The 14,834-nt window shown below is 42.5% G+C and carries 12 protein-coding genes and 1 tRNA gene; 5 read left to right on the top strand and 8 right to left on the bottom strand.

Going from position 1 to position 14,834, the window contains the following annotated elements; all coding sequences use genetic code 11:
- Window positions 1–92: 92 nt before the first annotated feature.
- From ACYZZR_RS05180 to ACYZZR_RS05200, 5 genes are all read left to right on the top strand, one after another.
- Window positions 93–2,615 carry a DUF5686 and carboxypeptidase-like regulatory domain-containing protein gene (locus tag ACYZZR_RS05180; protein ID WP_461532938.1) on the top strand — a complete coding sequence of 841 codons (2,523 nt, stop codon included), beginning with the start codon at window positions 93–95 and terminating at the stop codon, window positions 2,613–2,615.
- A gap of 46 nt (window positions 2,616–2,661) precedes the next feature.
- Window positions 2,662–5,049 (top strand): efflux RND transporter permease subunit, encoded by a 2,388-nt coding sequence (locus ACYZZR_RS05185; RefSeq protein ID WP_461532939.1) that lies wholly within the window; start codon window positions 2,662–2,664, stop codon window positions 5,047–5,049.
- 123 nt (window positions 5,050–5,172) lie between these two features.
- Window positions 5,173–6,606 (top strand): asparagine--tRNA ligase, encoded by a 1,434-nt coding sequence (gene asnS / locus ACYZZR_RS05190; RefSeq protein WP_461532940.1) that lies wholly within the window; start codon window positions 5,173–5,175, stop codon window positions 6,604–6,606.
- A 178-nt stretch (window positions 6,607–6,784) separates the two neighbouring features.
- A complete protein-coding gene (rpoN, locus tag ACYZZR_RS05195; RefSeq protein ID WP_461532941.1) occupies window positions 6,785–8,248 on the top strand; it encodes an RNA polymerase factor sigma-54 in 1,464 nt (487 codons plus the stop codon).
- A 4-nt stretch (window positions 8,249–8,252) separates the two neighbouring features.
- A complete protein-coding gene (locus tag ACYZZR_RS05200) occupies window positions 8,253–8,855 on the top strand; it encodes a hypothetical protein (protein WP_461532942.1) in 603 nt (200 codons plus the stop codon).
- A 12-nt stretch (window positions 8,856–8,867) separates the two neighbouring features.
- Here ACYZZR_RS05200 and ACYZZR_RS05205 read toward each other — a convergent pair whose 3' ends face one another.
- From ACYZZR_RS05205 to ACYZZR_RS05240, 8 genes are all read right to left on the bottom strand, one after another.
- Window positions 8,868–9,581 (bottom strand): porin family protein, encoded by a 714-nt coding sequence (locus ACYZZR_RS05205; RefSeq protein WP_461532943.1) that lies wholly within the window; start codon window positions 9,579–9,581, stop codon window positions 8,868–8,870.
- A gap of 146 nt (window positions 9,582–9,727) precedes the next feature.
- Entirely contained in the window at window positions 9,728–10,213 is a 486-nt protein-coding gene (locus ACYZZR_RS05210; RefSeq protein ID WP_461532944.1) for an ExbD/TolR family protein, read from the bottom strand.
- Window positions 10,214–10,228: 15 nt separating this feature from the next.
- Window positions 10,229–10,846 carry an ExbD/TolR family protein gene (locus ACYZZR_RS05215; protein ID WP_461532945.1) on the bottom strand — a complete coding sequence of 206 codons (618 nt, stop codon included), beginning with the start codon at window positions 10,844–10,846 and terminating at the stop codon, window positions 10,229–10,231.
- A gap of 9 nt (window positions 10,847–10,855) precedes the next feature.
- Entirely contained in the window at window positions 10,856–11,284 is a 429-nt protein-coding gene (locus tag ACYZZR_RS05220) for a hypothetical protein (RefSeq protein ID WP_461532946.1), read from the bottom strand.
- Between the two features lie 19 nt (window positions 11,285–11,303).
- Window positions 11,304–12,110, bottom strand: coding sequence for a MotA/TolQ/ExbB proton channel family protein (locus ACYZZR_RS05225; RefSeq protein ID WP_461532947.1), 807 nt, complete (start codon window positions 12,108–12,110; stop codon window positions 11,304–11,306).
- 233 nt (window positions 12,111–12,343) lie between these two features.
- A tRNA-Ser gene (locus ACYZZR_RS05230) sits at window positions 12,344–12,431 on the bottom strand.
- Window positions 12,432–12,516: 85 nt separating this feature from the next.
- Complete coding sequence (locus tag ACYZZR_RS05235) at window positions 12,517–13,545, bottom strand: asparaginase (RefSeq protein WP_461532948.1); 1,029 nt, start codon at window positions 13,543–13,545, stop codon at window positions 12,517–12,519.
- An 86-nt stretch (window positions 13,546–13,631) separates the two neighbouring features.
- Entirely contained in the window at window positions 13,632–14,768 is a 1,137-nt protein-coding gene (locus ACYZZR_RS05240) for a 1-acyl-sn-glycerol-3-phosphate acyltransferase (RefSeq protein WP_461532949.1), read from the bottom strand.
- Between the last annotated feature and the right edge of the window lie 66 nt (window positions 14,769–14,834).

The following is a 14,834-nucleotide window of genomic DNA, read 5'->3' on the forward strand; positions in this document are numbered from 1 at the left end:
GTTTCGAAACAAGCGAATACTACATACTAAAATGCCCGGGATTTCGGGCATTTTTTACATCTTCCCATAAAAACACACAATTTCTCCCGTAGATGAAAAAGTTTCTGCTCCTGTTTTTTCTCGCTCTTTCTACGACTGCCATTGCTCAAGAGGTTATTTCGGGAGTGGTACGCGATCGAGACACAGGCTCCCCCCTGCCCTTTTCAAATATTGTTACCGACACAGAACAAGGGACTATTACCGATGCAGAAGGAAAATTTGAGATCGAAAATCCGGAAGAAAATATTGGCTCACTCACCATTTCGTATATAGGTTATTCTCAAGAGACTATTTCGGTATCTAGTGAAGAACACTACTATACAATACAGCTGTCGCCATCTCCCCAAAGACTCCAGGAGGTAGTTGTTCGGGGCGGAGAAAACCCAGCTATAGATATTATGCGAAAAACCCTGAAAAACCGAAAACGCAATATGCCGGAAAAAAAACTGGAAAGTTTTTCCTTCAAGGCATACAACAGACTTTTGGTCACTGCCAATCCCGACTCTATCTCAGGACGTATAGATTCTATTTACAAGGAAGAAAAAGGGAAAAAAATATTCGTCAAGCCCGACTCTACTAACTACCTCCTCAAAAAGGAACTGTCGCGATCACATCTGTACCTATCTGAAAAAGTTTCAGAATATCGCTTCAACACCCAAAAGGGAAAAAGGGAAACCGTTCTGGCCACAAAAATGGCCGGATTTCGGGAACCTCTCTACGAAATTCTCGCCATACAAATGCAGTCCTTTTCTTTTTACGACAATCACTACGCCATTCTCGGAACCAAATACCCGGGACCTGTAACCCCCAGAGCATTTGCCAGCTATCACTACAAACTTCTCGACACTGTAGTGGACAAAGAGACCGGCCGACCAGCCTATATGATACACTATTACCCCAAGGAAAAGAGAAAAACTGCAGGCATAGAAGGAGTACTTTATATAGACACCCTGTCTTACGCTATGCAAAAAGGCATAGCTCAGCTCAAAGCCATTATCAATATCGATGCCTCACAAACGTTTCACTATTTTCCCGAACAGGATTTGTGGTTTCCGGCATCGAGGCAGATCAAAATTATCAGGGGTAAAAACCAAGAAGGCATATCTCTACTCGGAGTCTCTTTTACCGACTTTGGCAAAAAGCAGGAAGACTCTACTAATATATCCACTCGACAAGACATTTCGCGAAACATTCACTTTATAAGCAGGGAAGAAAACTTTGACTATCGCTTCAATATCCCATTGACCATCAAAGGTAAAGGCATTGCCATGGAGATAGAAGACAATGCCCACCTCAGGACCGAAGATTACTGGAACGGATTCCGTCGCACCCCTCTTACACAAAGAGGACAACAAACCTACGAAGTATTGGACAGTGTGGTACGTACCAACAATGCAGAGCGAAAGATCAATTTGGCCCGAAAACTCATCAAGGGATACTATCCACTCAAATACGTAGATCTCGATCTCAGATATCTACTCAAGTACAACAGTTATGAAGGTTTTCGCGTCGGTATGGGCGCAGTGACTAATACCGATTTCTCTTCCAAATACCGCTTAAAGGCCTATGCGGTTTACGGAACCAAAGACAAGAAAATAAAATTCGGTGTAGAAGCTGCGGCACGCTTGGCCAAGATAAGCAATACCTGGATAGGTCTATCTTATATGGACGACCTCGTCGAAACCGGCGGAACCGAATTTATCAGTGAAGCCCGAAGTTTTTCCCTTTTTGAACCCCGCCTTTTCAACATCACTATGTTTCACAAAACTAGGAGGTCGAGCGCCTTCCTGGAACACGATATCACAGCAAAAATAGGAGCAAAGTTACGACTGAGTCAAAGCAATATTATACCGGCCTACAACTATTTTTATCTGCACAATGGTGCCTCATATCACCACTTCAAACTCACCGAAGCTACCCTTGCCCTACAGTGGAATCCCTTTAGCAGATATATGCAAACCCGACACGGTAAGGCGACCATGAAAAACGAATATCCAAACTTTACTGTTCAGGTGACCCGCGCCATGAGCAACTTACTGGAAGGCGATTTCGACTTTACTAAAATCGACTTCAGGGGAGTTTATGAATATCAGCATCCCAACAGATCTAAAACTAGTTTACTCGCTACAGGCGGACTGGCTTATGGCGATTTGCCTATAACCCAACTGTACCAAGCCTCGCCCAATCAGCCCGGAGGTGAGGCCATCCTTCAGCGGTTTTCTGTCGCCGGGCGCAACAGTTTGGAGACCATGTATTTCAACGAATTTTACTCAGACAGATACCTGATGTTACAACTAAAACATCAAACCAATCGTTTTAAAATCGTCGGTCCGATAAAACCGGAACTCGTACTCATATCCAGATTTGCCCTTGGGAGTGTCACCCACAGTGAAAAACACATCGGCATAAACGTACAATCGTTCAACAAGGGATATCTGGAAAGCGGTTTTGAATTGAACAAAATATTCAAAGGCTTTGGTCTGAGTGCAATGTACCGTTACGGTGCCTATCAATTACCGCGATTTGACGAAAATATTTCCTTTAAATTCACGTACTACATGAGCCTCGGTTTTTAGGCTGTTATTCTTGAATTACTTACCTTTGCCCGGTTAAAAAAACAAAATGGTCGCCTGGATTAGCAAAGGATTTTGGGAGCGGGTTGCAAGAGTGATTCTCCGCAACAGGATATTGATACTTCTCATAATTACGGGGTTTACGGTTTTTCTCGCCATGCAGTGGCAAAATATGCGTTTTACCTATACCGAAGCCAACTTATTACCCGACCACCATCCGGTAAATCTGGAATACAATGAGTTTCTCGAAACTTTTGGAGAAGAAGGTAACCTCATTGTGCTGGCGGTTAAAGACTCTTCTATTTTTACCCCAGAAAATTTCAAGCAGTGGAACCGACTGAGCAAACAGCTCAACGCCTTTCCTGAAGTAGACCTCGTCATGTCGACAGAAAACTTGAAGGAACTGGTCAAGAACGATGAAAAACAACAGTTCGAACTCGCTCCTGTAATTAAGCATCCACTTGAATCCACTGAGGCTATAGACTCCCTTAAACAACATCTTTTTAACGAGCTCCCCTTCTACGAGGGACTGCTCTTTAACAAGGAAACTCAAACCATACGCTCCGCGGTATATATCGACAAGGAAATTGTAAACACCGAGGTACGGAAAGACTTTGTTTTTAACGACCTCATACCGCTTATAGAAAAGTTTGAAAAAAATACCGGAATAAAGGTACACGCTTCCGGCATGCCTTATGTCCGCACCCTTAGTGCACAGAGTATCATAGATGAAATAGGCGGTTTTATTCTGGCAGCTTTGGGTGTTACCTCCCTTATTTTCTTTTTCTTTTTCCGATCTTTGAGAGCCACATTTATCTCCATGGTTGTGGTTATCGTCGGAGTGATGTGGGCCTTCGGAACTTTGGGCTTGTTACATTACGAAATCACCGTACTCACCGCCCTTATTCCACCTCTTATCATTGTGATAGGTATACCCAACTGTATATTTCTCATCAACAAATACCAGCAGGAAATACAGAAACACGGCAATCAGGCAAAATCACTTCAAAGGGTAATCTCTAAGATTGGAAATGCCACCTTGATGACCAATGCCACTACAGCTATAGGTTTTGCGTCTTTTATCATTACCGAAAGTACGCTGTTAAAAGAATTTGGAATCGTGGCCTCCCTCAATATTATGGCCATTTTTATCCTTTCCATACTTATCATTCCGATTATTTACAGCTTTATGCCCATTCCCAAAAACCGCCACCTAAAACACCTCAATAAAAGATGGGTTGGAGGTTTTGTAAACTGGCTTGTATACACCGTAAAACATCGGCGAATCGCCATTGCCATTACATCTATTTTATTATTGATTTTAGGTATTATCGGGGTATACCAGATCAAGATATCGGGTAGTCTTATAGAAGACATGCCTAAAAACGCAGAATTTTTCAGGGACATTCGTTTTTTCGAAAAAGAGTTTGACGGCATTATGCCCTTGGAAATCATGATAGACACCAAGAGAAAAAACGGAGTGATGAGATCGGCCACACTGCGGGGAATAAACGAACTTGACGAAGTGATTACAGATATAGAGGGACTTTCAAAACCCATTTCTATAGTAAATTTGGTAAAGTATTCTAAACAAGCTTATTACAACGGAAATCCGAATTATTACCAGCTACCCACAAGTCAGGAAAGTCACTTCATCATGTCGTATGCCCGAAAATCGGCAGGCAACGCCAATCTGCTGAGCAGTTTTGTCGACTCTACCGGACAAATAGCCCGAGTCACTACTTTTATGAAAGACATGGGGACAGACAATATGGAGTACGCTCTCGACAGAGTGCAAACCTCAATTAAAAAACTATTTCCCGAAGATCGATACGACGTAACTATCACCGGTAAGGCTCTAGTCTTTATGAAAGGGACTAAATACCTGGTAAACAACCTGATATCTTCTCTTGGCCTGGCTATTTTTCTAATTGCTCTATTTATGGCCTATATGTTCCGGTCTGTCAGAATGATACTGATATCACTGGTTCCCAATATCTTTCCTCAGCTCATCACTGCTGGGGTTATGGGATGCCTCGGCATTCCTATCAAACCCTCTACCATACTCGTTTTTAGTATAGCTTTTGGTATATCGGTAGACGACACAATACACTTCTTGGCCAAATACCGGCAAGAACTGGTGAGTAACGGGTGGAAAATACGAAAATCGGTCTATGCAGCGCTGCGAGAATCAGGAATAAGCATGTTCTATACCTCTATTGTCTTGCTCTTCGGTTTTTCTGTATTTACAACTTCGAGCTTTGGAGGCACCGTAGCTTTGGGAGGTCTCGTTTCCACCACCTTGTTTTTTGCAATGATGGCCAATCTTATCCTCCTCCCCTCTCTACTGCTGTCACTGGAAAAAAGCATTGCCAACCGAAAAATTCTGAAAAAACCCAATTTCGACGTCCTAACAGAAGACGATGAGGCAGAGTAACTCCTTTTTTCTTTGAAAAACAACTATATTTGCCCCCTAGTATTAGATTGCATTATCTCGCATAGCTCCGCATCAGAACGGCATCGAAAAAGTGTATAATTTTATTTGCAAGCTCATAAAAACATGAAGGCATACTGCGTAAAAGACCTGCTTAAGGGAGATTTATTATTACAGGAAATCAGCATAAAAGGATGGGTAAGAACTTTTAGGAGCAATCGTTTTGTCGCTCTGAACGACGGTTCTACCATTCACAACATCCAATGTGTAGTAGATTTTGAAAACACCTCTGAAGAAACCCTTAAACGAATCACTACGGGAGCTGCCCTACACATCAAGGGAACTTTGGTAGAGAGTTCAGGAAAAGGACAGAAAGTAGAAATACAAGTCGCTGAACTCGACATATTGGGTGACGCCCACCCTGACGAATATCCTATTCAGCCCAAAAAACATTCCTTAGAGTTTCTACGAGAAAAGGCTCACCTACGCACCCGAACCAATACTTTCGGGGCGGTGATGAGGGTTCGCTCAGCGCTCTCCTTTGCTGTTCATCAGTATTTTCACTCCAATGGATTTAACTATGTAAATACCCCAATCATTACCGGAAGTGATGCCGAAGGAGCGGGTGAGATGTTTCGAGTTACTACTCTCGATGCCCAAAAACCTCCGTTGGATGAAAGCGGTAGTATAAATTACAAGGAAGATTTTTTTGGAAAAGAAACCAATCTTACGGTCTCCGGACAACTCGAGGCCGAGGCTTATGCGATGTCGCTCGGAAAAGTGTATACCTTCGGTCCCACTTTTAGAGCGGAAAACTCCAATACCTCTAGGCATTTGGCCGAATTCTGGATGATAGAACCCGAAGTGGCTTTTATGGATCTGGACGGCAATATGGATCTGGCAGAAGATTTTATAAAATACGTGGTGGGCTATGTGCTGGAACACTGTACAGACGATTTGGAATTTTTGGAAAAACGACTGTTAGACGAGGAGAAGTCTAAACCCCAGGCAGAGCGAAGTGAAATGACACTTACCGAAAAACTCCGTTTTGTGGTAGACAATAATTTTATGCGAGTGAGCTATACAGAGGCCATAGATATCCTCAAAAACAGCAAGCCCAACAAAAAGAAAAAATTCCAATACCCTATCGATGAATGGGGAGCAGACCTGCAGAGCGAACACGAGCGTTATCTAGTAGAAAAGCATTTCAAGTGCCCTGTGATACTGTTTGACTATCCCGCCAAGATTAAGGCTTTCTATATGCGTCTTAACGACGACGGCAAAACAGTGAGAGCCATGGATATTCTCTTCCCCGGAATCGGGGAGATTGTAGGCGGATCACAGCGGGAAGAACGCTATGATGTACTGCTCGAAAAAGTGCGAACCATGGGGATAGACGAAAAAGAGCTCTGGTGGTATCTCGATTTGAGAAAATACGGCACCGCGGTACACAGCGGCTTCGGACTCGGATTTGAGAGGCTCGTTCTCTTTGCTACCGGAATGACCAATATAAGAGACGTTATCCCTTTTCCTCGTACTCCGCAGAATGCAGAATTCTGATATTTTTACTACAATTCCCGACATCGCATGATGTCGGGAGTCTTTTCCCTAATATCTTGCAGCATAGTGCTAAAGGGCAAACATACTCCTTTTAATATCCCTTTAACTCACATTCTTTCTCCGGTTCAAAGTTTTCGACTATTTTTGTAGTACACCCTGTTTTTAATCGAAAATACAGATGCTGAAGCAACAACTACAGTTCAAATTATCTCAGAAGCTATCGCCTCAACAAATCCAGTTGATGAAGCTGATACAATTGCCTACTCAGGCTTTTGAACAGCGGCTTAAACAGGAAATTGAGGAGAACCCAGCTTTGGAAAGCGGTAAAGAGGAAGAAACCTCTTATGAAGATGATCTGTATGATGCTCAAGACGATCTTTACGACGAAGGCAATGAAAAAATAGAGGCAGAAGACATCAATGTAGACGAGTATCTCAGCGACGACGAAATTCCGGAGTACAGACTGCAAACCAACAATTACAGTGCCGACGACGAGGAGAAAAGCGTGCCTTATGCCGCAGGGACCACCTTTCATCAAAACCTTCTAAACCAACTCAGCACATACAGCTTAGACGACAATCAGCGAGACATTGCCGAGTTTCTGGTGGGAAGTGTGGACGAAAGCGGTTATATAAGACGATCTGTAGAAGACATCACAGACGATCTCGCTTTCACTCAAAATATTTACACCGACGAAGAGACCGTCGAAAAAGTCTTGCGATTGGTACAAGAGCTCGACCCGGCAGGAGTAGGCGCACGAGAGCTGAAAGAATGCCTGTTAATACAATTGAAGCGAAAAAAAACTACTCCCTCTGTACAGCTCGCCATAGATATTATCGAGCGCTCATTTGAGCAATTTACTAAGAAGCACTACAACAAGCTACTTCAGCGACACCACATAAGCGAAGAGGAATTGAGAGATGCTATACAGGAAGTAGAGCGACTCAATCCCAAGCCCGGAAGTTCGTACTCTGGCAGCAACCGCATCATCGAGCACATTGTCCCCGATTTTAGCATCCGCATCGTCGACGGCGAACTCGAATTGGCGTTAAACGGTAGAAATGCGCCTCAACTACACGTTTCGAAGGAGTACAGCAATATGCTGCAAGGATATAAAGACTCCAAAGAAAAGTCTAAATCCCAAAAGGATGCTGTACAGTTTATCAAACAGAAACTCGATGCCGCAAAATGGTTTATCGACGCCATAAAACAGCGGCAGGAGACCCTCTTTGTAACTATGAATGCTATTATGCACTATCAGGAAGAATACTTCTTGACTGGTGACGAAAGAAAACTAAAGCCAATGATTCTCAAGGATATTGCAGACAGCATAGGCATGGATGTCTCTACGGTGTCGAGAGTGGCTAATAGCAAGTATGTAGACACTCCCTACGGCACCAAGCTAATCAAAGAGTTCTTCTCTGAAGCGATGAAAAACGAACAGGGAGAAGATGTCTCCACTCGGGAGATTAAAAAGATACTCGAAAACATCATTGAGGAAGAAGACAAAAAATCCCCTTTAACAGACGACAGACTCGCTGTAATGCTCAAGGAAAAAGGATATCCTATTGCGCGCAGAACCATCGCCAAATACAGAGAACAGCTCGATATACCCGTAGCTCGTTTGAGAAAACAGATATAGCATCATGACAATCTGCAGGATATTAAGCTATCTCTTTCACCCCCTGTTTATGCCTTTTACAGGAACCGTAGCTTACTTTCTTCTATCTCCGACATACATCCCTTACGAGCTACAGAAAAAGGTCTTTTTTCCCATCTTTATTCTCACCGTACTCATCCCTATAGCATTGTACTGGCTACTGAAGCACTTGGGATGGGTAGACTCTCACGAACTCAAATCGGTAAAAGAGCGGAGAATACCCTTATATGCATCCATAATCATTATGTATGTAATTAGTCTTTATATCGCTCCGTCAAAATTTTCTCCTGCCTTGCATTATTTTTTCACAGGTATTACCGGCACACTATTTCTATGCTTGCTACTAGTTATCTTTAAGGTAAAAGCGAGTTTTCACATGATGGGAATAATGGGCGTAGCAGCCTTTATTTTCGGATTTAGCATACACTTTCAAACCAATACAGCACCGGCACTAGCAGCCCTTGCCATTATTGCAGGGGTCATTGCCGTATCCCGGTTATACCTCAGGGCTCATACACTTCGCGAAATAGTTATAGGAGCACTTATCGGCGCCATTCCTCAAATTGTTATATTCTGTTTTATACTATAGGCAAAACGCCGTTTAAAGCGCATAAAAAACAATCCCTATCTTCAGGGCGCTCATTTCAAGAAATTCACCCTCTGCCGTAACTATATCATCGTCAAAGAGTTTTCCCAAACCGTAGTACACATAAAAATTCCAGGTATTGTATCCGGCACTGAGTTGCAATCCGCTTTGAAACTTCCTTATATCGCTGTTGGAAAAGCCCGTGCTTTGTTCACCCTTAAATCTAAAGCGGTTGGCAAAAACATAGCCAAATTTAACCCCTGCGTACACTCTCCAAAACTTATAACTCTCTGCAGTAGAAGTTCTCCACCGAAATTCGACGGGCACTTCCAGCACGTGAATATCCATTTTATTTCGCTTGTAATCGGTACCTTCAGGAATAAGTCGATAATCGGTTTTGCCATTGTTCTTAATTGCCTGTAAATTGTGAAAGTAAGAATTAAAACCATAGCCCACACCTATACCGAGTGCCACATTACGAGCAGTATTCAAAGGTATATCTTTAATAATACCCACCTGAATTCCCCTCGAAAGATTTTGTTGTTTCACGTCGTCGGGGCGGTTTAAGAGCATATTATAGGTAACCCCTATATAAACCTGATCTTCCTTGTATTTGCGATCAACTCTGGTGGTATCGGTCAACGACAATCGCGTATCTTCTCTCTCTTGAGCCTGGACGGAGCCTATTACAGCAAAACAGCATAATACTATCAACAACTGTATCTTCATAGATTTCTGGTATTGGGATATCAAGTTAATGAGTTTTTTCGGTTCGTCAAACAGCGCTACAAACAATTGCAATAACAAGTAAAAATGAAAAAACCGGCCAAATCTGACCGGTCTTTCAAAATATAAGTTTCAAGAAATGCGAGAAATCAATCAAGATTATTCATTGCATCCCCTTGCTTGGTAGAATAATTTACCTTAAGGGCATTGACCTTGCGGAGTTCCTGTTTGATATCAGACACCAGCCCCATATTAGTTTCGTTATCTACTTTCAATGCTGTAGTCATAGTAGCTTGAACCTCCTGTCTCATATCAGCTCTTTCCGAAAGTATAAAAGGCGCCACAGCGCTTACACTTTCCAGTTTGTCATTCAGCTGAATTCGAGGTAAGCTACCGTATTTACTTTGATATCTCGGATGTGGTTTACCTACATAAATATAGACCACATTTTTATCCGTCTTATCCAGTGTCTGCACTTGATCTGCCGTTGGGAGAACATTATCTACCATCAGCTCGTCGTTTTTCATCTCTGTAACTGTCATAAAGAAAAACAGCAACATAAATACAATATCCGGCAGAGAGGCTGTAGACACAGCAGGTAGTTCGCCACTTTTCTTCTTTTTGAATTTAGCCATAATACTGTGTTGTTTTTAGTTTTTCCTCGGTTCTGCTTCCGACAAATACTGCGGATACATTTTCTGAATATTTTCAATCCTGTTTTTCAGTACATCCTTTTGAGCATCTGAAGTTTTTGGATCGTTATAATCATCCTGCATCGTAGTAAAATTCGTTTTATAAAGACGTTGAGCCTCTCTATTTCGCAAGAAGTTATACGCGGCTACAAGTTCGTTTTGCACAGCGATATACGTCTTGTACTTGGTTTCTCGGTCGTTAACCAAAGAGATTATCGCTTTGTGCGGGTGAACCGATGAAGTCTCATCTCTTGCTCCTTGACAATAATCACAGGTCTCTCCTTTATCGTTGGTTCCCCCTCCGTTGTCGAGGAAATCTATGGCTCTTTGTCGCAAATCTTCAAGAGGAATAATCTCCTCATTTACCATGAGAGCATTATCCTTGTTGATAAGCACTTGCAACAGGTTCCTTTCTTTAATAGTAACTTCGCTATCAACTTCTTCCATTGGAGGAAGTTTTCGGTCGAGCCCCACATCTGTTTCTATGGTAGTAGTTACCAAAAAGAATATCAACAGAAGGAACGCGATATCCGCCATTGACCCGGCATTTACTTCCGGTATCTCTCTTCTTGCCATAATTATTCCCTATTTAAATAAAACTTTCTTCACTCCGGAAGACAGCATCGCGACAACAGCCAAAACTGTTAAGACGTAAAACGCTATCAAACCGGCACCGACTAGTTTAGACGTTGAAGCATCTGCGGCAACAGATCCATCTTGCGCCAGAATCGGATCTCCTGAAGCTACCAAATAACTCACAACCAATACCAAGCCAAAAACCACGAGCGAGGTAATCATTTGTTTGAGTTTGTGATGCCCTAAAATTCCCTTTATTGTAAACAGGATGGTCACTACTATAGCTATACCAAGCAGGATATAAGACACAACGAACATAAGATTTACGTTGGAATCTCCGGATGCCACCTCAACGGGGACATCTCCATCCGGCAGCATAAGCCAGAGCGCAACGCCTATTACACTCAACAGGATTAATACGATTTTAAATATTTTCATAATAATATATCTCCTTTGATTATTTTCTATGAGCTACTAACAAGTCGATCAATACGATAGAAGCGTCTTCCATATCATTAACTATACTATCTATTTTAGCGATGATATAGTTGTAGAATATTTGAAGAATAATCGCTACGATAAGACCGAATACCGTTGTTAAAAGAGCTACTTTAATATCACCTGCGATAAGTGAAGCGTCGAGACCACCGGCGGCACTAATTTTATCAAAGGCCTGAATCATACCGATTACCGTACCCATAAATCCGAGCATAGGAGCTACAGCGATAAAGAGAGAGAGCCAAGATACGTTTTTCTCCAGTTGTCCCATTTGTACACCTCCGTATGCTACAACAGCTTTTTCGGCGGCTTCTACACCCTCTTCACTTCGATCTAATCCCTGATAATAAATAGAAGCAATGGGACCCTTGGTGTTTCTACACAATTCTTTTGCAGCTTCAACACCTCCTGAAGCAAGAGCATCTTCTACTTTAGCTGTAAATTTCTTGGTATTTGTAGTAGAGAAGTTCAAGAACATAATTCGTTCAATAGCCACGGCAAGACCGAGTATCAAACACAGAAGAACAATCCCCATAAATCCGGCACCACCTTCGATAAACCTTTCTTTCAATACTTGGTGAAATGACTTGTTGCTTTCTTGAGAAGCAGCAGCATCATCCTGAACAAAAGCAGCAGCGTCATCTGCGATAGCAACAATCTCTGAAACAGTTTCAGGCACAACAGGAGCAAGATCCTTCGCTTCTGTCGTCGTTGCGTTGAGAGCCATTAATCCGGCAACAGCCAGAATAGAAAATAATCTTTTCATTTCTTTTAAACTTAAATTTTGTTAGTTAATAGGGTTAAAGATATAAAAATTTTAAATTAAAAATCCGCAATTAAAAGAAAACAAAACCTTTCAGATTCTACCTTTTTGGCACAAAACCAAAAAAGAAACATTTTTTTAAGAACTTATTGTATCGTTATTCTTTTCTTTCAAACAAAGTAAAATTTACTGTTGTCTTCTTACGGAGAAGCAAGTAATAAACCAACCTGCCTTTGCAGAGAGGAAGGGATTCGAACCCTCGATACGCTTGTGACGTATACACACTTTCCAGGCGTGCGCCTTCGACCACTCGGCCACCTCTCTCTTTCTACTGCTCGCCCCGTGGGGATTTCTTTGGGGTGCCAAATAACGAATTTTTTTTTAGTTGATAAAATTTATCTCGTTATTTTTAGTTCATCTCTCCTCTTAAAGGTGTTTCAAACACAGTTCTAAACGCTTTTCTACTAATTTTATTTCCCAAGAGGTACATCAGTTTTGCCAATGCGGCCTCTGTGGTAATATCTTTCCCGTTGATAAGCCCAAGTTCTTGAAGATGTGTACTGGTTTCGTATTTTCCCATCAAAACACTACCTCCGGAACACTGGGTGACATTGACCACAAAAATCTCATTTCGGATTGCCGATTGTAACACCTCGCTAAACTCCTCATCTGTAGGGGCATTTCCAGCACCGTAAGTTTCAAGTACCACTGCCCTTAGTCCGGGAGTTTCGAAAACGGCTTTCAACACCGCATTACTGAACCCGGGAAACAATCTTATTACAGCTATATTATTGTCCAATTCCTTATGAACCTTGAGCTTTTTCCTCCGATTGGGCGACAGCAGGTATTCTCTGTTCACTTTTAGGTGAACACCGCTTTCGGCTAAGGGAGGATAATTGAGCGAAGCAAAGGCTTCGAAGTGTTCTGCATTGATCTTGGTGGTTCGATTGGCGCGATACAACTTGTATTCAAAGTAAAGACATACTTCCGACAACACCGGCTTCCCCCCGTCTTGCAAGGCTGCAATCTGTATAGAGGTGATGAGATTTTCTTTGGCATCGGTACGCAGGTCTCCAATGGGCAGTTGTGACCCCGTAAGTATCACCGGCTTAGACAGATTTTCGAGCATAAAGCTCAGGGCCGCTCCGGTATAGCTCATGGTATCACTACCGTGAAGCACCACAAAACCGTCAAAGTTGTCGTAATGCTCTTCTATAGTCTGCGCAATCTTCCCCCAATGCTCGGGATTCATATTAGACGAATCGATCGGTTCATCAAAAGACACCGTTTTTATATTGCAGTCTAAGTGCGATAATTCTGGAATGCGACTTACGAGCTTGTCAAAGTCGAAAGCTCTGAGTGCCCCTGTCTTAAAATCTTTTATCATTCCGATAGTTCCCCCTGTGTACAACAGGAGTATATCCGATCTTTTTCCCATATACAAGTTTGTGAAATCACTATCAAAAACAAGCCCCAAATACCGGTGTCTTGGCACTCTATACTATACGTCTATTCGCTCCAATTTTACAAGGTCGGCTCGTATTTCATACGGTTTATCACCGGATTGGCATACATGGCCAGAAAATTTTTTCGAGTCACTTCGTCTTCCCCACCTACCCGTTTTTCGAGTCTCCGCTCAAACTGTCTTTTCTCCTTCTCGTCATATCGATCTGCAAACCTAGTCGTATTTTTCAGCAAATCGTAAGCCAGGTAGTTGCTAGGCCACAATCTATAGTTTATATGAATCTGCTTGTCGATACAGTCGGCGAGCATCTGAAACTGCCTGTTGACCGATTCTCCACTATCTCTAATCTCATCTAGCTCACTATCGCTGATTTCCCCCACCTGAATACAGATTCGCTTCTTTTGCCCCAAGGCCCCCTTCATTATAGAATTAAAATCTTCGTTGCTCGACTTTACGTATTCCAAATCGTAATGTCTGGCCATAAGCTCAGGCATTTTCAGTAAATCGGTAGGGTCGTACTCATAAGAAATAGCGACAGGGGTAATGCGCAACTTCTTAAAATAATCCATTACATGAGCCTCATCGCTGGCCATAGCCAACATTTTCAACACTCCTTGTTGAGTCTCGTCGTTGCCATCTTTGGTTCGCCCTTCCCGCTGTGCAATCCACACCGACCGGTCTTCCTCCTCCAACAGGTGTTTTATATAGGTCGATACCTTACGAGAGCTCTCCAGCATTTCCCGCGGCGGCAAGCCTCTTTGAATCAAGAAATTTCTAACCAGTTTTGAAAGCGTCAGTAAAAACGGCTTGTGCACCAGATTATCACCTATAGCTGTAGCTGTGAGCACCAAACCGTTTTCGAGCAGAGCTAAATTCAGCAAGCTGGTATCCATAACAATATCGCGGTGATTAGATATCAAGAGGTATGAGGTGTTGGAAGCCAACTTGTCAAAGCCTTCCGCAAAGAATCCTTCAGCACTTTTTTCCAAGACATTTTTTACACAGTAGTAGATTACTTTGGCCTGAAAATCGTCTATGGAATGACAGGAATTCAGTATTTCCTCTATCTCTTCCGCGCTCTTATCCGGCAAGGAAAAATGTAGCAGGGCACGAAACATGGGGTGTTCCTTGTACTCGCGCAAGACAGCGTTTACCTCACTGTCTAGATAAGGTCTGATTTCTTTATAATTATCCAAATGATATCACTTTAACAGGACTTCCACATCATCTAAAAACAACAGCGCTACAAACCTACAGCCCTG

The organism is Sinomicrobium sp., from assembly GCA_029266035.1.
Taxonomy (GTDB): domain Bacteria; phylum Bacteroidota; class Bacteroidia; order Flavobacteriales; family Flavobacteriaceae; genus Sinomicrobium.